Origin of the sequence: Cellulosimicrobium sp. RS (assembly GCF_046159675.1) — a bacterium.
Classification (GTDB): Bacteria; Actinomycetota; Actinomycetes; order Actinomycetales; family Cellulomonadaceae; genus Cellulosimicrobium; species Cellulosimicrobium funkei.
Window position 1 is genome coordinate 1 of record NZ_JBJXVU010000018.1, and the last position, 18,775, is coordinate 18,775.

At 75.4% G+C, this 18,775-nt stretch carries 15 protein-coding genes and 1 pseudogene; 10 read left to right on the plus strand and 6 right to left on the minus strand.

The window, feature by feature from the left end; genetic code table 11:
* The 6 genes and pseudogenes from ACI769_RS19320 to ACI769_RS19345 form a co-directional block, all read left to right on the plus strand.
* A pseudogene (locus ACI769_RS19320) lies at positions 1-318 on the plus strand (4-hydroxybenzoate polyprenyltransferase); the annotation flags it as partial.
* Complete coding sequence (locus tag ACI769_RS19325) at positions 315-1,229, plus strand: sugar phosphate isomerase/epimerase (protein WP_255438009.1); 915 nt, start codon at positions 315-317, stop codon at positions 1,227-1,229. The pseudogene ACI769_RS19320 and the gene ACI769_RS19325, both read left to right, overlap by 4 nt.
* Positions 1,226-1,927 carry an EboA domain-containing protein gene (locus tag ACI769_RS19330; RefSeq protein WP_409142148.1) on the plus strand — a complete coding sequence of 234 codons (702 nt, stop codon included), beginning with the start codon at positions 1,226-1,228 and terminating at the stop codon, positions 1,925-1,927. The genes ACI769_RS19325 and ACI769_RS19330 overlap by 4 nt, the downstream gene beginning before the upstream one ends.
* Positions 1,927-2,805: a TatD family hydrolase gene (locus ACI769_RS19335; RefSeq protein WP_363470697.1), complete on the plus strand. Its 879-nt coding sequence runs from the start codon at positions 1,927-1,929 to the stop codon at positions 2,803-2,805. The genes ACI769_RS19330 and ACI769_RS19335 overlap by 1 nt, the downstream gene beginning before the upstream one ends.
* A 17-nt stretch (positions 2,806-2,822) precedes the next feature.
* Positions 2,823-4,091 (plus strand): metabolite traffic protein EboE, encoded by a 1,269-nt coding sequence (gene eboE / locus ACI769_RS19340; protein ID WP_340696820.1) that lies wholly within the window; start codon positions 2,823-2,825, stop codon positions 4,089-4,091.
* Positions 4,088-5,506: an alkaline phosphatase family protein gene (locus tag ACI769_RS19345; protein WP_085387332.1), complete on the plus strand. Its 1,419-nt coding sequence runs from the start codon at positions 4,088-4,090 to the stop codon at positions 5,504-5,506. The genes eboE and ACI769_RS19345 overlap by 4 nt, the downstream gene beginning before the upstream one ends.
* Positions 5,507-5,516: 10 nt before the next feature.
* Here ACI769_RS19345 and ACI769_RS19350 read toward each other — a convergent pair whose 3' ends face one another.
* The 4 genes from ACI769_RS19350 to ACI769_RS19365 all read right to left on the minus strand — a co-directional run bounded on the left by ACI769_RS19350 (position 5,517) and on the right by ACI769_RS19365 (position 11,984).
* Positions 5,517-6,746 (minus strand): alpha/beta hydrolase family protein, encoded by a 1,230-nt coding sequence (locus ACI769_RS19350; RefSeq protein WP_409142149.1) that lies wholly within the window; start codon positions 6,744-6,746, stop codon positions 5,517-5,519.
* Between the two features lie 125 nt (positions 6,747-6,871).
* A complete protein-coding gene (locus ACI769_RS19355) occupies positions 6,872-7,420 on the minus strand; it encodes a hypothetical protein (protein ID WP_061267966.1) in 549 nt (182 codons plus the stop codon).
* Positions 7,421-7,505: 85 nt separating this feature from the next.
* On the minus strand, positions 7,506-8,198 hold the full coding sequence (locus ACI769_RS19360) for a DUF4241 domain-containing protein (RefSeq protein ID WP_144721897.1): 693 nt from the start codon (positions 8,196-8,198) through the stop codon (positions 7,506-7,508).
* Between the two features lie 183 nt (positions 8,199-8,381).
* Complete coding sequence (locus ACI769_RS19365) at positions 8,382-11,984, minus strand: S8 family serine peptidase (RefSeq protein WP_198163179.1); 3,603 nt, start codon at positions 11,982-11,984, stop codon at positions 8,382-8,384.
* Between the two features lie 297 nt (positions 11,985-12,281).
* On the opposite strand from ACI769_RS19365, the gene ACI769_RS19370 reads away from it, so the two are divergent.
* Together ACI769_RS19370 and ACI769_RS19375 are read left to right on the plus strand one after the other, a co-directional pair.
* Positions 12,282-12,998, plus strand: coding sequence for a hypothetical protein (locus tag ACI769_RS19370; RefSeq protein ID WP_409142150.1), 717 nt, complete (start codon positions 12,282-12,284; stop codon positions 12,996-12,998).
* 114 nt (positions 12,999-13,112) lie between these two features.
* Positions 13,113-13,556, plus strand: a complete 444-nt coding sequence (locus tag ACI769_RS19375; protein WP_034655150.1) for an OsmC family peroxiredoxin — start codon at positions 13,113-13,115, stop codon at positions 13,554-13,556.
* 91 nt (positions 13,557-13,647) lie between these two features.
* Here ACI769_RS19375 and ACI769_RS19380 read toward each other — a convergent pair whose 3' ends face one another.
* Positions 13,648-14,691 (minus strand): NAD-dependent epimerase/dehydratase family protein, encoded by a 1,044-nt coding sequence (locus tag ACI769_RS19380; RefSeq protein ID WP_409142151.1) that lies wholly within the window; start codon positions 14,689-14,691, stop codon positions 13,648-13,650.
* Between the two features lie 41 nt (positions 14,692-14,732).
* Positions 14,733-15,443, minus strand: a complete 711-nt coding sequence (locus ACI769_RS19385; RefSeq protein ID WP_171468350.1) for a TetR/AcrR family transcriptional regulator — start codon at positions 15,441-15,443, stop codon at positions 14,733-14,735.
* Positions 15,444-15,556: 113 nt separating this feature from the next.
* Here ACI769_RS19385 and ACI769_RS19390 point away from each other — a divergent pair, with 113 nt between their 5' ends.
* Both ACI769_RS19390 and ACI769_RS19395 read left to right on the plus strand, forming a co-directional pair.
* The gene (locus tag ACI769_RS19390) at positions 15,557-16,432 is read left to right on the plus strand and encodes a hypothetical protein (protein ID WP_391512611.1); all 876 of its coding nucleotides are present in this window, start codon (positions 15,557-15,559) and stop codon (positions 16,430-16,432) included.
* On the plus strand, positions 16,429-18,531 hold the full coding sequence (locus ACI769_RS19395; RefSeq protein WP_409142152.1) for a YhgE/Pip family protein: 2,103 nt from the start codon (positions 16,429-16,431) through the stop codon (positions 18,529-18,531). The genes ACI769_RS19390 and ACI769_RS19395 overlap by 4 nt, the downstream gene beginning before the upstream one ends.
* The last annotated feature ends 244 nt before the right edge of the window (positions 18,532-18,775 follow it).

The following is an 18,775-nucleotide window of genomic DNA, read 5'->3' on the forward strand; positions in this document are numbered from 1 at the left end:
CGCCGCGCGCGGGCGGCCGACGGCGGCGCGAGCGGCCGGGCGCGCGTCGCGACGGCGGTCGCCGGGGTCGCGGCCGCGGGCGCCTACCTCGCGACGTGCCTGCCCCGGCAGGTCGACGCCGCGATCACGCCGTCCGCCCAGAACGCGTTCGCCGCGACCAAGGCCGGGATCCGCGCGATGCTGCCGCTGCAGGCGGCGTGGTCGGCGCGCGGGGGGAGCCTGGCGTCGGTGGGGGTGCTCGCGGGCGTCGAGGTCGCGGGCCGGCTGCTGCGCCGCGCGGGGCGGGCCCCGGGCCGTGCCGAGATGAGCGAGACGTGAGCGCGCCCGGCACCGCCGGGGGCACGATGCCCTTCACGCTCGGGTACGGCACCAACGGCTTCACCGACCACCCGCTCGACGTCGCGCTCGACGTGCTCGCCCACGAGGGGTACGGCGCCGTCGCGCTCACGCTCGGCTTCCCGCACCTCGATCCCTTCGCGGACGGCTGGGAGGACGAGGCCGCGGCGCTGCGCGCACGGCTCGCCGCGGCGCGCGACGGTGCGGGGATGCGCGTCGTCGTCGAGACGGGCACGCGCTTCCTCCTGGACCCGTTCCGCAAGCACCGCCCCACGCTCGTGGACGTCGGGGCCGACGCGCGGCTGCGGTTCCTGCGCCGCGCGGTCGAGATCGCCGCCGTGCTGGACGCGGAGTGCGTGTCCTTCTTCTCGGGGGTCCTGCCCGACGACGTGACCCCCGCCGAGGGCTGGACGCTCCTGCGCGAGCGCCTGCCCGCGCTCGTCGAGCACGCGCGCGACCACGGCGTCCGGCTCTCGCTCGAGCCCGAGCCCGGGATGCTCGTGGAGACGGTGGGTGACGCGCTGCGGCTGCGCGACGAGCTGGGCGGCGACGGCGGCGACCTCGCGGACCTCGGGGTCACGGTCGACGTCGGGCACTGCCTCGTCGTCGAGCCCGACGGCGTGGTGGGCGCGCTGCGCGCGGCCGCGCCGTACCTCGCCAACGTGCAGCTCGACGACATGCCGCGCACCCACCACGAGCACCGCCCGTTCGGCGAGGGCGAGGTCGACCTCCCGCTCGTGCTCGGCACGCTCGCCGACGTCGGGTACGCGGGCGTCGCGGCGGTCGAGCTGCCCCGCCACTCGTACGACGCCCCCGGCCTCGCGCACCGCAGCATGACAGCGCTGCACCGCGCGTGGGACGACCGCCCCCACCACCCCCAGGAGGTGCCATGACCGAGACCACCCGCCCCGACGCCCGCACGGCGGACGGGACCGCCCCGGGCGAGCGCTGGCTCGCCGAGGCGCGCGCCGCCGTCGTGCAGGACCCCGCGGCCGTGACGCGCGCGTTCGCGCTCGCGGGCCGCCAGGTGGGTCGCGCGCCCGTCCGCCCGGACACCGACCCCGCGGGGGTCGTGCACGGGACGGTCGACGACGCCGCCCGCGCCGACCTCGTGGTCGCGCTCGCCGAGGGGGCGGGCCGCGGCGGGGCCGACGGCGAGGCAGCCCTCGCGGCGCGGCTCGCGGACCTCTACCAGCACGGCGACACCGCCGAGCGGCGCGGGGTCCTGCGTGGTCTCGACGCCCTCACGGCGCGCGGTGCGCTCGCGGAGGACGCCGCGCCGTCGGTCGTCGCGGTGGGCCGGGACCTCGCCGCGGACGCGCTCCGCACGAACGACCAGAGCCTCGTCGCGGCGGCCGTCGGGCCGTTCGCGGCCGCGCACCTCGACCCGCACGCGTGGCGCCACGCCGTGCTCAAGCTCGTGTTCATGGGCGTGAGCCTCGACGCCGTCGCCGGTCTCGACGACCGCGCGGACGACGAGCTCGCCCGCATGGCCCGCGACTTCGCCGCCGAGCGTCGCGCCGCGGGCCGCGTCGTGCCCGACGACGTCGCCCGCCTCGCCCCTGACGTCACCACCGGGAGGACCGCCTGATGCGCATCTTCGACCCCCACATCCACATGACCAGCCGCACGACCGACGACTACGAGGCCCTGTACGCCGCGGGTGTGCGCGCGCTCGTCGAGCCGGCGTTCTGGCTGGGCCAGCCGCGCACGAACGTGGGGTCGTTCCTCGACTACTTCGACGCGCTCCTGGGCTGGGAGCGGTTCCGGGCCGCGCAGTTCGGCATCCGGCACCACGCGACGATCGCCCTCAATCCCAAGGAGGCGAACGACGCCCGGTGCCGCGAGGTGCTCGACGAGATCCCGCGCTACCTGCTCAAGGACGGCGTCGTCGCCGTCGGCGAGGTCGGGTACGACTCGATGACGCCCGAGGAGGACGAGGTCTTCTCGCGCCAGCTCCAGATGGCCCGCGACGCGGCGCTGCCCGTGCTCGTGCACACGCCGCACCGCGACAAGCTGTCGGGGACGCGGCGCACGCTGGACGTCGTGCGCGAGTCGGGGATCGCGCCCGAGCACGTGCTCGTGGACCACCTCAACGAGACCAACGTCGCGCTCGTGCTCGACGCGGGCGCGTGGGCCGGGTTCTCGATCTACCCGGACACGAAGATGGACGAGGACCGCATGGTCGCGATCCTCCAGGAGCACGGCACCGAGCGGATGATCGTGAACTCCGCCGCCGACTGGGGCCGCTCCGACCCGCTCAAGACGCTCAAGACGGGGCTGGCGATGCTCGCCGCGGGCTTCACCGAGGACGACGTCGACCGGGTGCTGTGGCGCAACCCGGTCGAGTTCTACGGGCAGTCGGGCAACCTCGTGCTGGACCCGGTCCCCGGGTTCGTCGAGGGCGACCTCCCCACCCCGGGCGTGGAGTTCGAGGGCTCCTCCGTGCTGCGCGGCGCGCGGGCGTAGCGCGGGAGGGCACGACCATGCTGCTGTCGTACTGCACCAACGTCCACCCGGCCGAGCACCTCGACGGGGTGCTCGACCAGCTCGTGCGCTACGCCGCGCCCGTGCGCGAGGCCGCGGGGCTCGACGTGCTCGGCGTCGGGCTGTGGATGCCGGCCGTGCTCGCGCACCGTCTCGCGGGCTCGCCCGACGACCGCGTGCGCCTGCGGTCCGTGCTCGACGAGCACGGCCTCCAGGTCCACACGCTCAACGCGTTCCCGTACGGCGGCTTCCACGCCGACGTCGTCAAGCTCGACGTCTACACGCCCACGTGGGCCGACCCGGAGCGGCTCGCGTACACGCTCGAGTGCGCCGAGGTGCTGGCCGAGCTCCTGCCCGACGGCGTCGCCGGGTCGATCTCGACCCTCCCGCTCGCCTGGCGCGAGCCGTGGACGGACGCCGACGACGACGCCGCGACGCGCGCGTTCGCCGCGCTCGGGGAGGGCCTGCGCGACCTGCGCGAGCGCACGGGCAAGGTCGTGCGCGTCGCGGTCGAGCCCGAGCCGGGCTGCGTGCTCGACACGGTGGACGACGTCGTGGCCTGGCTCGCGGCGCGCACGGGGCCGGACGTGCCGGCGGACCGGCGCATCGACCCCGAGCACGTGGGCGTGTGCCTCGACACGTGCCACCTCGCGGTGTCCTTCGCGGACCGCCGCGCGGGGACGGCCGCGACGGTGCGCCGCATCACCGACGCGGGCCTGCGGGTCGTCAAGGTCCAGGCGTCGGCCGCACTGCACGTCGCGGACCCGGCCGACGACGCGGCGCGCGCCGCCGTCGGTGCGTTCGCCGAGCAGCGGTACATCCACCAGGTGCGCGAGCTCACCGCGGCGGGCGACGTCCTCGCCGCCGACGACCTGCCCGACGCCCTGGGCGGCGCGCTGCCCGCGGAGGGACCGTGGCGCGTGCACTTCCACGTGCCCCTGCACCACGAGCCTGCCGCTCCGCTCGCCGCGACGACCGACGTGCTGCGCGCGGCGGTCGACGCCGTCCGCGCGGCGCCGCATGGCGACGAGGCCCACCTCGACGTCGAGACGTACACGTGGGCCGTGCTGCCCGAGGGGGCCGCGACCGACTCGCTCGTCGCCGGCATCGCGGCAGAGCTGCGCTGGGCGACGACCCACCTCGCCGCGACCCACCTCGTCGCGGCGCACGACGTCGCTGCCGCCGGGACGGCGCGCACCGAACCGCCCTCGGGGCCGACCGCGGACGACGCCGCGGCCGACCCGGGAATGACCAGGAGGACCGCATGAAGCCCGTGCTGCTGCTCGACGTCGTCGGGCTTACCTCGACCGCGCTCGCCCACATGCCGCGACTGCGCCAGCTCGCCGCGAGCGGCTGGCAGTCCGAGCTCGCGACGGTGCTGCCCGCCGTGACGTGCAGCGTCCAGTCGACGATGCTCACGGGGCTCAGCCCTGCCGAGCACGGGATCGTGGGCAACGGCTGGTACTTCCGCGAGCTCGGCGACGTCTACCTGTGGCGCCAGCACAACCGCCTCGTCGAGGGGGAGAAGCTCTGGGAGGCCGCGCGCCGGGCGCACGGCGAGTACTCGTCGGCGAACGTCTGCTGGTGGTACGCGATGGGCATGACGACGGACGTCACCGTCACGCCGCGCCCGATCTACCACGCGGACGGCCGCAAGTCCCCGGACGCCTACGTGCGCCCGGCGGCGCTCCACGACGATCTCGTCGGCCGGTTCGGCGAGTTCCCGCTGTTCACCTACTGGGGCCCGACGGCGGACATCACCTCGTCGCGGTGGATCGTCGACGCGACGCGGCACGTGCTGCGCACGCACGCGCCCGACCTCACGATGGCGTACGTCCCGCACCTCGACTACGACCTGCAGCGGTTCGGGCCCACGTCGCCGCAGGCCGACGCCGCGGCGGCCGAGCTCGACGCGACGCTCGCGCCGCTGCTCGACGACGCCGCGAACCAGGGCGTCACCGTGCTCGTCGTCTCCGAGTACGGGATCGCGGACGCCGACCGGCCCGTGCACCTCAACCGCATCCTGCGCCGGGAGGGCCTCCTCGAGGTCTACGTGCAGGACGGCAAGGAGCAGCTCGACCCGTGGACGTCGCGCGCGTTCGCCGTCGCGGACCACCAGGTCGCGCACGTGTACCTCGGCGACCAGCAGGACCCGGCGCTCCGGCGGCGGGTCACGGACCTGCTGCGCGGCGTCCCCGGCGTCGACGAGGTGCTCGACCGCGAGGCGCAGGCGCGGTACGGGCTCGACCACGAGCGGTCGGGCGACCTCGTCGTCGTCGCGGAGCCCGGCGCGTGGTTCACGTACTACTTCTGGCTCGACGACGCCCGCGCGCCCGAGTACGCGCGCGGCGTCGACATCCACCGCAAGCCCGGCTACGACCCCGCCGAGCTGTTCTTCGACCCGGCGGACCGGCTGGCGAAGGCGAAGGCCGGCCTCAACCTCGTGAAGAAGAAGGTGGGCCTGCGGTACGCGATGAGCACCGTGCCGCTCGACGCGTCGTACGTCAAGGGCTCGCACGGGCGGCTCCCCGACTCCTCCGCCGACACGCCGCTCGTGATCTGCTCGGACGCGGAGGTGCCGGCGTCGGTCGCGGGTGTGGTGGAGAGCGGGTCCGGGCAGGTCCCGGCCGCCGCGATCAAGGGCCTGGTGCTCGAGCTGCAGGGCCTCGGCGTCCGGGTCTGACGAGCGATCGCTACCGGGCGAGGCGCTCGTCGAGCCAGTCGAGAACGCGCTGCTCGACGAGCGCCCGCCCGAGGGGCTCGCAGTGCCCGCTCGCCCCCTCGTCGTCGCTGAAGGTGACGAGCGTCGCCCCGGGGACGAGCCCGGCCAGCCGCTCCGGCTGGCCGGGCCAGAACTGCTCGTCCTCCGGGCTCGTGACGAGCAGCGGCGTCGTGACCTGAGCGGCGACGTCGGAGGCGTCGTACCGGCGGACCTCGCGCAGCGTCGCGGCATACCCCTGCTCGCCGTACGGGCGCGCGCGGAAGCGCCACGTGCGGGCGGCGCCCCTCGACAGGCGCAGGCCGAGCGCCATGTCGCGGTCGAACGCGTGGTCGTCGCCCTTGTCCAGGAGCTTGAGGAGGCTCTTCGGCACCTCGCGCTCCCACGAGGTGGCCACGTCGACCACCCCTGGGTCGACGACGGCCGCGGCCGGGCGGTGCTCGAACGCGAGCGCGCGCGTGACCCAGTAGCCGCCCTGGCTGATCCCGTAGACCGCGACGCGGCCGGGGTCGACGTCGGCCCGCGCGACGACCGCGTCGAGCACGGGCGTGAGGACCGCCTCGAAGTCGGGACGGAACGGGACCCCGTGCTCGAAGAGCACCGACTGCTGGCCCGGGCCGTCGAACACGAGCGCGTGGTACCCGCGGCGCACCGCCCCGGACACGACGGCCGACCACAGCGACGGCAGCGAGCCGTCCGAGCCGTTCACCGCGACGACGACGGGCCCGCGCACCCCGGGGTCGACGCCCGGGGCGCGGAACAAGTACCCCGGGAGCGTCGTGCCCTCGTAGGGGATCGGGAGGCGCTCGACGTCGAGGTCCACGAGGTCGACCCAGCGGTCCCACGCCGCACGGTGCTTGCGGAATGTCGGCAGCAGCGGCGCGTCGTCCTCGAGCCCGGCCACCGCGTTCACCGCGACGCCGAGGTAGGTCGCCGCACGCAGGTACGCGGAGGCGGCGCTCACGCGGTGCCCGCGCGCCGCGCACGACTCGCCGGTCGCGGCCAGGCGGTCGCCGAGCGCGTCCCAGGCGCGGAACCACGCACGGTGGTCCGTGCCGACGTCGGCCACGGCCGCGAGCACCTCGCCGGCGTCGGCGGCGCCGCTGAACGCTCCGCCGAGGACCGTGCGGATCTCGAAGTCGAGGTCGGGGTCGTGGGAGAAGCGTCCGGAAAGGCTGCTCCGGTGCGAGCCGTGCCCGGTCATGGGGTGCCCCTGCCGTCCTGGGAGGTACGGAACGCTCTCCAGGCTAGGAGCGTCGGCGCACGGGCGCGCGGCGAGCGAGGGGTGCGCACGCCCGTGCGCCGTCGGCGAGTCGCGCGGGCGGTCGGTCAGGCTCGGGTGACGGCGCCCACGACGAGCGTCGCGACGACGCCCACCACGAAGACGGCGGAGCACACGCCGCCCACGGCCCGCGCGGCACGCAGCCCGGCGGGGGCCGGCGCGTCGCCCGGGTCGAGGAACCCGATGCGCGCGGTACCGATGTACGCGGGCCGGATCGGCACGTGGAACTGGCGGACGTCGTGGTCGGTCAGGGCCGGCGGGGGCTGGTGCGCGAGCGCCGCCTCCACGCGACGGCGGCGCAGGCGACCGACCTGCAGCACGTACCCGGCGAGGACGCCGTACTGGCTGAGGTAGAACAGGCCCAGCGCGAGCACCGTCGTCCCGAGGCAGACCCCCGTCGCGGACCGCATCGACACCAGCAGGGCCACCCCGCCGGCGGTGAGCGCCGCCCCGAGGAGCAGCCACAGGGGCAGGACGGCCCACGAGCCCGAGCGGTCGTCGGCGTACGGCGAGGCGGGCTGCGCCGGACGGCTCGAGTCCGCGAGCTGGTCCGCGAGCCGGCTCGCGGACGGCTTCTCGTCTTCCCACCAGGCCATTCGGCCCCTCCTTCGTCGCGGGTCGTCACCTGCCCCGGAACGCTAGCCGCCCGCGCGCCACCGCTCCATGGGGAGCGGTGCCCGCCTAGTCGTCGTCCTCGTCGTCGGGCAGCGCGACGAGCAGGTCGAGGTGCAGCCCGAGCACCGTGCCGTCCGCGGCGACGGTCCGCACGAGCGGGTAGAAGCCGTCGCCCCAGCCGGAGTGTGCGAGCACGACGTTCTCGCCGTCCTGCGCGCCGGGCAGCAGGATGTTCGCCGACCCCTCGCGCAGGTGGTCGGGGGAGTCCGTGAGCGCGAACCAGCTCGTGTCGGTGCCGTCGTCGAACACCTCGTCGTACCAGTCGCCCTCCGGCATGAGCCGGGCGACGGCGTCGGCGTCGGCGAACGCGACCGTCCCGGCGTCCACCGGCACGCCGTAGGCGGCGCCGGCCTCCGGCGGGCCGTCCGCACCCTCGGGGACCACGGGCTCGACGGCGGCGACCTCGCCCTCGGCGAGCACGACGCTCAGGTACGCCTCGCGCAGGTGGGAGCCGTCCTGCTCGTCGGAGACGTCGGCGACGGTGACGCGCACCGGGTACCGCCCCGGCTCGACCGGCACGACGAGCCCGTGGCCGAGCAGCGTGAACGGGTCGGACGCCTCCAGGCGCCCGCTGGGGAGCACGAGCTCGCCCAGGTCATGGACCGTGAGGGTGTAGTCGGGGCCGTCGGCTGCGCCCGTGCCGACGGCGGGGCCGGGGCGCAGGGCGAAGAACGTGTCGGGGGAGGGGAATTCGCTCACGCCCGCGAGCGTAGCGGGCCGCGCCCACGCGGACGGCGGGGCCACCGCGCGGCGGCCGGCATACCCCGGCGGCGGCGGGAACCACGACGCGGCCCCGGACACGCCGACGGCGCCCGGTCCGTGGGGACCGGGCGCCGTCGGGCCGTGTCGCACGAGCGTCCGCGAGGGGCGCTCAGGCGGGCGTCACGAGCAGCTCAGCGCCTCGTAGTCGGCGTCGTAGGTCGTGGTGACCTCTTCGCCGTCGATCTCGGCGGTGAGCGTGGCCGTCACCGAGCCCGCGTCGAACGACGCGGCGCGCGACGAGAACGACCGGTAGGCGTTCTTGCCGTCCTTGACGTTCGGGAACGTCTTCTCGCCGTACGGCGTGGTCACGACGACGTCGGCCGTCGCGCCCGACTCGTTGAGCACGCGCACCGCGACGTGGGCCTTCCCGCCGAGGCAGCGGGCCTCGACCGTGACGGTCGCGTCGACGACGGCGGACGTCGTGACGTCCACGGTCTGCCAGCGCGAGGTCGGGGTCGCGTTGTGCAGGTGCAGCAGCAGGAGCTTCCCGCTGCCGGCCTCGACCGCCGACTCCGAGCGGTGCACGGTGATCGGCGCGTCGTCGGCCCCGGCGTACACGAGCTCGCCCTCGCCCCCGAACCAGTAGGCCGGGTCGTACGGGTCGGCCGTGAACGTCTCGCTCGCGTCGACGAGCTGGTCGGCGGCCTGCGAGTACGGCGAGTACGTGAGGACCTGGAAGGTCGGCACGTCGCCCTCCTCGATGCCGAGCGACCCGATGCCGACCGGGATGACGACGACGTTGTTGTCGAACACCGAGGTGTCGACGTCGCCCCAGACGGTGTTGACCGGCTGCTGGTCGATGACGGCTCCGGCCTTGCGCTCCTTGCCGTCGGGGCCGGTCCAGTCCTTGAGCGTGTACGTCACGGCCAGCGTGACGTCGATCTCGGTGTCGAACTTCACCACCGCGACCTCGAAGTCGGCCGAGCCGTCGGAGTCGACGTCGACCTCGACCGCGGGGATCGAGACGGAGCCGAGGCTCGCCCACTCCCCGTCCATCGCGACGCCGATGCCCATGAAGCCGTCGGCCGGGTCGCCCCCGGCTGCGGCCTCCTGCGGCGCCGTGGACGCGAAGCCGACCGCGCGCACGTCGGCCGCCGCGATGGCCGACGCCGAGGCGCCCACCGCCGCGTCCGCCTCGAGGCGGGGGCTCGTCGTCTTGAGCTCGAACGGCGCGACGAGCGACGTCCAGCCGCCGGAGTCGACGCCGCGGCCGTCGAGGTCGAGCTCGGCGGTCGTCGCGGTGCCCGGGAAGGCGACGGGCTTGCCGGACAGGTCGCTCACGAGCCGCGGCGACGCCTGCACGGGGACGCGCAGCTCGCTGCCGCCGTCCGTCGGGGTGAGGACCACGCGGCCGCTCACCGAGGACACGAAGTCGCGCGGCACGCCGACCCCGGAGTCGGCCGACGACGTCGGGTCGAGCTCCTTGGCGAGCGTCGCCGGGTCCGCCGTGAGGGTCACGGTGACGACGGTGCGCTGGCCGGCGGGGACGGTGATCGACGCGGGCGCGACAGAGACGGTGGCGCCGCCGGCCGTGCTCGACTGCGTGAAGCCGGTCGAGTACGTCTTCGGGGTGTCGCCGGTGTTCTGCACCGTCACGGTCTTGCGGACCGTGACCGGGTCCGCGCCCACGGGCACGACGCCGAACGCGACGGACACCTGGTCGGAGTCCTGCGACGCGTAGGCGAGGGTCGTGTTCGTGGCGGCGTCGACGGCGTCGACCCGGCCGGAGCCCACGCGCTCGGGGCCGTACGCGGTGCCCGTGCCCGACGGGCCGGTGAAGACGTCGTGCGTCGCGGTGTTCATGACCGACGCCTTGACCTCGGCCGGAGCCCAGCCCGGGTGGGCCTGCTTGACGAGGGCCGCGATGCCCGCGACGTGCGGGGTGGCCATCGAGGTGCCGGACTTGATGCTCGCGCCGACCAGGCGGCCGGACGCGACGGACGCGATGCCGGTGCCGGGTGCCGCGACGTCGGGCTTGGCGACGCCGAGCGAGCCGTGCACGCCGCGCGACGAGCCGCTGTTCAGCGTGTCGCCGATCTCCGGGATCGAGACGAACGACGACAGCGCGAGCGACGGGCCGACGGTCAGCGTGACCTCGCCGGCCTCGATCGCCGGGCGCAGCGCGGCGTGGCTCGGGCCCGTGAGCTGCGCGCCGGGGATGCCGGGGTTGCCCGCGATGCCCGCGACGAACGACGACAGCTCGGAGGACAGCAGCACGCCGACGGCGCCCGCGGCCTCCGCGTTGTTGAAGCGTGCGGCGCTGCCGCACGCACGGGTCGCGTCGTCGTCGTCCCAGTAGAGGAACGCGATCTTGCCCGCGACGGCCGCCGCCTGCTCGGGCGTGAACGGGTCGCAGCCGGAGAAGTCGTCCGCGACGAACGCGACCGGGGCCGTGACGTCCGCGGTGCCCGCGTACGCCTGGGAGTTCTGCGCCGGGTACGTGCCGACGAGGGACTCCGGCGCCTCGACGCGGACCGCGTCGAACGTCTGCGTGTCGCCGACCGAGTTCGCGACCGTCAGCGCGGTGCGCGCGTTGCCGGGCGAGCCGCCGACGTCGGTCACGTCGCCCGCGTTGCCCGACGCGATGACGGACAGCGTGCCCAGGCGCGAGAGCTGGTCGATGAAGAGGTTCTCCGGGTCGTCCGCGGGCGAGCCGTCGGAGCCGAGGGAGAGGTTGACGATGTCGAGGCGGTCGGACAGGTCGCCGTCGCCGTTCGGGTCGGCCGCCCACTCGAGCGCGTCGACGACGACGCCCGTCGAGCCGCCGAGGTCGCCGAACACCTTGAGCGCGTAGATGCCCGCCTCGGGCGCGGAGCCCGGGCCGACCTGCCAGTCGGAGATGTCCGTGAGCGTCGAGTAGTCGCCGTCGAACGTCTCGCCGTCGGCCGTGACGCCGTACGCCGCCGTCGTGCCGGCCACGTGCGAGCCGTGGCCCGAGCCGACCGAGTCGAGCGAGTCGATGGGGTTCTCGTCGGGCGTCGGCACGAGCGTCGTGCCGGGGACGGTGCCGCTCGCGTCGTAGTCGTACCCGGCGAAGTCGTGGCCGCCGAGGAACTTCAGCTCGTCGTACGTGCCCTCGGGGACCGGGCCGGTACCGCGGTCGCCGTAGGCCTCGTCGAACGCCTCCTGCGTGCCGGGGCCGCCGAACGCCTTGTGGGTGTAGTCGACGCCAGTGTCGATGATGCCGATGCGCACGCCCTCGCCGGTGAGGCCGGTGCTCTGCCACGTCTCGAGCGCGCGCGTGAACACGTCCGTGCCCTTGTTCGCGGGCTTCTTGGGGATGATCCGGTAGACCGTGCGGACCGAGGCGTCGCGCGCGAGGTCGCGCACGCGGGCCGCGTCGCCCGTGACGACGACGCCCGCGACGAGCGTGCTCGTGACCGACACCTGCTGCGGGTTGCGCGCGCCCGCGCTGCGGGCGGTCGCCTGCTGCGGGACGACGTCGTCCGCGAGCTGCGCGACCTCCTGCGCGTTGGCCTCGACCTCGTCGGGGCTCGCGCCCTGCGCCGTGAGGTCGACCGCCGACGGCGCGTCGAGCTCGACGAACGCGGTGACCGTGCCGGTCGCCTTGGCGAGCGACGGCGCGACCTTCTCGGTCGGCTCGAGGGACGCGCCCGACTGCACGCCGAAGGCGTTGCCGGGGTCGGGCGGCGGGTCCGCGGCGGCGGGCGCGGCGGCGGCCGCGACGACCGCGAGGCTCGCGGCGGCGGCCGTCAGTGACACGGGTAGAGAACGGTGCTTCATCGACACTCATCTCCCCGGCAGTGCCGGTTCGGCGAAGGGTTCGTGGATGGGTCCTTCCCAGCGGTCTCGCCCGGGTGGGACCGAGGCCACCCGAGCACGGTAACCAACGACCGCCCGACCTGCCCAGCGGCAGGGGACCTCTGCCGGGCCCCGGGGGACCGTCCGCCCTAGGATGCGGGCGGGGTCACGGGACGTGGCCGTCCTGTGGGAGTCCCCTTCCCGCGTCAGGTCCACGGGGTGCGAACCCGGGGGCGTGGCCCACGCAGAAGGAGAACCATGACCAGCACTCCGCTCCGCGCCCTGTCCGCAGGCCTCGTCGCCGGTCTCGTGCTGGTGGGCGCCGTCGCCGGCCCGGCGCTCGCCTCGCCGTCGGGCGTCCGGGCCGCCCCGGGGGACGACCTCGCTGCGGTCCCGCTCGCCGACCAGCCCGTCGCGACCGGCGAGAGCTGCGCCGTCGAGGCCCAGCCTCTCCTCCCCGGCGAGGACCCTGCCGCGCTGCCCGCCGCACCCGAGGTGTGCTTCGGCTCGTTGGAGGAGGCGCTCGAGTTCGTGTCCGGGGACGAGGTGGCGCCGTCGCGCCTCGGTCGCGCCACGCGGGCCGACGTCGACGGCCTCGTCGGCGAGCTCAATGCGACGACGACGGCGGGCCCGCGGGCCGCGGCGGAGCGGGCGACGACGGCCGCGGCCGGGTCGATCGTGCTCGGCGTGCTGTGGCGGGACCCGAGCTACAAGGGCGCGTCGAAGGTGCTCTACGGGTCGGGTACGAACGGGTGCCACACCGGCTCGACGTACGGGTTCCCGAACCTCGCGAACCTTCTCATGAACAACGTCGTCTCCTCGGCGTCGACGTACGCCGGGTGCTGGGTGACGCTCTACGACTCCTACTCGTACGCGGGCACGAAGAAGAACTGCACGCCGCACTGCGCGACCCTGGGCTCGTTCGACGACCGCGCGTCGTCGGTCGTCTACCGCCCGGCGGGCACGCTCGGCTGAGCGCGCCGCGTGACGCAGACCTCACGCACCCCGTCCCGGCGGGGCGCGGCGCGGCGGGTTACGGTCGGGGCACCGGGTCCTGCCCGGGACCCACGACGTCGAAGGAGATCTCGCATGCCCACCCGTATCGCACGCACCGCCTGGAACGGCGGCCTCCAGGACGGCCAGGGCCAGGTCGAGCTCACGAGCTCGAAGGTCGGGACGTACGACGTGTCCTTCCCGCGTCGCGCCGCCGACGACGCGGGCGGGGTCACGAGCCCCGAGGAGCTCATCGCCGCCGCGCACTCGTCCTGCTACGCGATGCAGTTCTCCGCGCTGCTCGGCGAGGCCGGCGCGACGCCCGTCTCGCTCGAGGTCACGGCGGAGGTCACCCTCGCGCCGGACCCGGCAGGCGGCTTCCAGATCCCGGAGATCGCGCTGACCGTCCGCGGCGAGGTCGAGGGCATCGACGCCGCCGGCTTCCAGCAGGCGGCGGAGGCGGCCAAGGCCACGTGCCCCGTCTCGAAGGCGCTCGCGGGCGTGCCGACGATCACGCTGGACGCCACGCTCGAGAGCTGACCCCGGCACCGACGACGGACCCCGGGCCGCGCACCGCCGGACGGCGCGCGACCCGGGGTCCGTCGTGTCGGGAGGCCCCGAGCGGGTCCGCTCAGCGGGGGAGGAGCGGGGGCGAGGACGTCCCGGCGCCCGCCCGGATGCCGTCGACGAGCTCGACGAGCGTGTCCTTCGCGCCGTGCACGGGGCGCCAGCGCAGCAGCTCCGTCGCCATCTCGGTGTCGAGCACGGGCACGCGCATCGCCATGTCGAGCCAGCCCTCGCCGACGGGCGCGAGGCGCGCGCGCCACGCGACGGCGACGGCGGTCCGCGCGGTCGCGTAGGGCACGGTGCGCAGCTTGCCGTCCGCGACGACGTCGGCCACGTCCTGCGCCGTGAGCACCGTGGGGTGGGCGACGTTGAACGGCCCGGGGTGCCGGCCCACGACGATCCGGGCGTACGCGTCCGCGAGGTCGTCGGCGTGCACGACCTGGAGCCGCAGGCCGTCGGGCAGCGGGACCGCCGGGAGCGGGTCGCGACGCAGCACGCGCGTGCCGAGCGGGCCGAGGAAGTACCGCGCGATCTCGGAGCCCGCGTCGCGCTGGAACACGAGCGCCGAGCGGACGCGCGAGACGACGATCCCCGTCTCCCGGTCGAGGTCGTCGAGCAGCGTCTCGACGGCCGCCTTGTCCTCCGAGTAGGACGAGCCCGGGACGCCCTCGACGGGCCAGCCCTCGTTTACCGGGGTGTCGCGCGCGTCGCCCGCGTACGGGGCGGGGGAGTAGGCGCCGACGGACGACGCCACGACGACGTGCGCGACGCCCGCCCGCTGCGCCGCCTCGACGACGCGGCGCGTGCCCTCGACGTTGACGCGCCGCAGCCGCTCGCGGTCGTGGCTCGGCTGGATCGCCCACGCGAGGTGCACGACGACGTCCGCCCCGGCGAACGCGGCGTCGAGCCGCTGGTCCGCGTCGGAGGCCGCGACGTCCGCGTACCGCCAGGTCGCGACGTCGTGCGGGAAGCGCACGGTGCTCGACCCGTCGGCGCGCGGCACGCGCCGAGCGACCGCCACGACGGACGTCACGACCGGCTCCTCCGCGAGCCGGCGCAGGACCGCCGTGCCGACGTTCCCGCTCGCTCCGACGACCACCACGCGCATGCGCTGCCTCCCGACCTCGTCCGCTGCCCGTCGCCCCGACGCTAGCCCGCCGCGGGCGAGTTCGCCCGGGCGATGGCCAGGACGGCGCCGCGCGCGGGCTCGGGGAGCTCGGGCACGAGCACGACGGCGCTCGCGAGCACGAGGCTCTCGATGTCCGCGCGGCTCAGGTCCCCGCCGCCGAGCCACGCGGCCGTGACGTTCTCCACGAGCGCGACCCAGCCCGCGGCGAGCAGCCGGAGGCGGGGCGTCGTGGGCAGCGCGTCCGTCGTGGTGGCGCTCACGGTCGAGGTCAGGCGCGCGACGAGGCTGTCGCGGACGCGCGCGAGCGCCTCCTGGGTGGCGTCGTCCTCGGCGAGCACCCCGCGCCAGAGGTCCTGCCAGACGAGCCGGCGCGCCTCGACGGCGTCGAGGTAGGAGGCGACGGCGAGCGCCGGGCGCTCGACGAGGGGACGATCGTCCGGTGCGACCGTCGCCGCCTCGAGCTCCGCCACGGCCTCCAGCGCGACGGCCCGGCGCAGCCCGGCCGTGGACGCGAAGTAGTGGAAGACGAGCGCCTTCGACGCCCCCGAGCGGGCCGCGACGGCCGCCGGGGTCAGGGCGTCGAGGCCGTGCTCGTCGGCGTGGCGCGCGGCCGTGTCGAGCAGCTCGCGCCGTCGGTCGGCGGGCTCGCGCCGCCGGCGGGCGCCGCCCGGCCGGGCGCGCACGGAGCCGTCGGCGCCGAGGGGTCCGGCGGGGGTGGGCGTGCGAGGCATGACACCGTTCTACGCTGTTGTTGACCGCCAGTCAACAAGAGGCGTAGCGTTGTTGACCGTGAGTCAACGGTGCCCCGGGGCAGGCCCGGGACGCCACGGAGGGGAAGAACCGGATGCAGATCACGCTGACGGATGTGCGCGTCGACGGGCGGCGCGAGCCCATGCTCGAGCCGATGGACCTCGCCTGGTCCACGGGCGAGTGCGTGCTCGTCGCCGGGGAGCCCGGGCACGGGCACACCGCGCTCGCCCTCGTCGCGACAGGCCGCTTCGACCCGTCCGCGGGGGAGGTCCGCCTCACCCCGGCGAGCACGCCGTCGCACCGCTCCGGCCGCCCCGCGCGCGGCGCCGCCGCGACCCTGCGGGACGTGACCGCCGTCGTCGACGTGCCCGGCATCAGCGAGCCCGACGACGCGCTCACCGTGGCCGACGTCGTCGCCGAGGGCCTCGCGCTCGCCGGCCGCCGCTCGCTGCCCACCGACGTGACCCGCTGGCTCGCCGACCACTCCCTCACCACCGACCGGGCGCGGCGCCTCGACCAGGTGCCGGGGGTCGTGCGCACCGCGCTGCTCGCGGCGCTCGCGGCCGAGGACCCGGACGTCCGGTTCCTCGTGCTCACGCTCCCCGACCGGCACGGGGGAGAGCCGTCGGGCTGGTGGGAGGTCGCGCAGAGCCTCGCCGGCGCCGGGTACGGCGTGCTCGTGCAGTGCACGCGCGCCTCGGCCCGCGACCTCGGCGTGGACCTCCCGCCCGCGCGCGGCGCGTCGATCCACCAGCCGCCGGCCGTCGTGCTGCGCACGCGCCCCGAGCCGCCGCGCGACCCGGACCCCGCGCCGGACCCGGACCCGGACCTCGCGTCGGACCCCGATCCCGCGCCGGGACCGGACCCCGCGCCTGAGCCGGACCCGGCTCCCGAGCAGCCCGTCCCCGCCGCCGCGCCCACCACGACCGACGAGCCCGCCGCCCCGCACGACCCCGAGGAGGACCGATGACCGCGATCCGCCTCGGGCTGTCCGAGCTACGCCGCCTCGCCGCGGGCACGCTGCCCCGCCTCGCGATCCTCGCGATGGCGCTCATCCCCACGCTCTACGCGGGCCTCTACCTGTTCGCGAACCACGACCCGTACGACAAGCTCGACGAGATCCCCGCCGCGCTCGTCGTGCTCGACGAGGGCACGACGACCACCGACGCCCAGACGGGCGCGACGACGCGGCGCGACTTCGGGCGCGACGTCGCCGACCAGCTGCTCGACGACGGCGGCTTCGGCTGGGTCGAGACCAGTCAGGTCGACGCCGAGTACGGGGTCCGGTCCGGGCGGTACGACGCCGCGCTCGTCATCGGCCCGACCTTCTCGGCGGACCTCGCGTCCGCGGGCGAGTTCGAGCCGCAGCAGGCGAGCCTCACGCTCATCACCAACGACGCGAACAACTACCTCGCGCGCACGATCGCGGACCAGATCGTCGGCAAGGTGCGCGACTCGATCGCCGAGCAGGTGGGCACGGAGGCGGCGGACACGTTCCTGCGCGGCTTCGCGTCCATCCACACCAACCTCGCCGACGCCGTGGACGGCGCGGACCAGCTCCTCGACGGGTCGACGCAGCTCCGCGACGGCCTCGTCACCGCGGACGACGGCGCGCACACCCTCGCCGAGGGCGCGGGCCAGGCCGCCGACGGCGCCGAGCGTCTCGACGCGAGCACCGGGACGCTCGCGGACGCCGTCGGGCAGCTCGACGACGGCGCGGAGGCGCTCGCGTCCGGGCTCGGCACGCTCCGGGGCGCGACGGCGTCCCTGCCGGCCCAGACCCAGCAGCTCGCCGACGGCGCCGCGCAGGTCGCGGACGGGAACGCGCAGGTCGCGCAGTACGGGCAGCAGGCGGCCGCAGCCGCGGGCGAGGTGCTCCCGACGCTCGACACGATCCGCGGCGACGTCGACGCCCGGCTCGACCAGCTCGTCGCCGACGGCGTCATCGACCGGGCGACCGCGGACCAGGTGCGGGCGCAGGTCGGGCCCGTGCTCGACCAGCAGCGCGAGCAGGTGCAGGGCGCCGTCGACCAGGTGACCGCCGCGTCCGGGAAGCTCGACCAGCTCGCCGACGGGTCGCGCCAGGTGTCCGACGGCGCGGCCCGGCTCGCGGGCGCGACGCCGCAGCTGACCTCCGGCATCGCGAGCGCCGCCGACGGCGCGGACCGCCTCGCCGACGGCACCGGACAGCTCGCCGCCGCGACCCCGCAGCTCGTGGACGGCGTCTCGCAGCTCGCTGACGGCACGCGCCAGGTGTCCGACGGCGCGACCTCGCTCGCGGACGGTACGTCGCAGCTGCGCGACGGCTCGGGCGAGCTCGTCGACGGCGTCACGCAGCTCCGCGACGGGCTCGCCGAGGGTCTCGGCCAGGTGCCGGACCTCGACGAGCAGACCCGCCAGGACACCGCCGAGACCATCGGCAACCCCGTGTCCGTGAAGAGCGACGCGCTGTCGTCCGCGGGCACGTACGGCGGCGGCCTCGCGCCGTTCTTCCTGTCGCTCGCGACGTGGATCGGCGCCTACGTGCTCTTCCTGCTCGTGCGCCCGCTGTCGTCGCGGGCCCTCGCCGCCGGGAGGTCGGGCCTGGCCACCGCCCTGGGCGGGTGGCTCACCCCGGCCGCGATCGGCGTCGTGCAGGTCGCCGCGATGTTCACCGTGACGAAGTTCGCGCTCGACATCGATCCGGTCCACGGCGTCGGGACCGCGCTGTTCCTCGTGCTGGTGTCGGCGACGTTCGTCGCGATCCTCCAGGCGCTCAACGTCTGGCTCGGCGCCGCGGGCCAGTTCCTCGGGCTCGTGCTCATGCTCGTCCAGCTCGTCACCGCGGGCGGCACGTTCCCCTGGCAGACGATCCCCGAGCCGCTGCGCTCCATGCACCGGTTCCTGCCCATGACGTACGCGGTCGAGGGCCTGCGCCAGCTCCTCTACGGCGGCAACATGGCGACGGTCACGCGCGACGTCACGGTGCTCGTCGTCGTGCTGGTCGCCGCCCTCGCCCTGACGACGGTCGCCGCCCGCAAGCAGCGCGTCTGGACCATCAAGAAGCTCCAGCCGGAGCTCGTCCTCTGACTCACGGGATAGAGCCCAGGTCTGCCGAGATAGAGCCCTGGTCTGCCGAGGTAGAGCCGTGGTCTGCCGAGGTAGAGCTGTGGTCTGCCGAGGTAGAGCTGTGGTTTGCCGAGGTAGAGCCGTGGTTCTCGTGCCCGACGGCGTGTGGTTGCGTCGGGTGGTCGGGGTGGGTGGTGGTGCCGCGTCTACCATCCGCGCCGCTCGTTCCTCGCGTCGCTCCCGCCTTCTCGGTCGGGATCGTCCT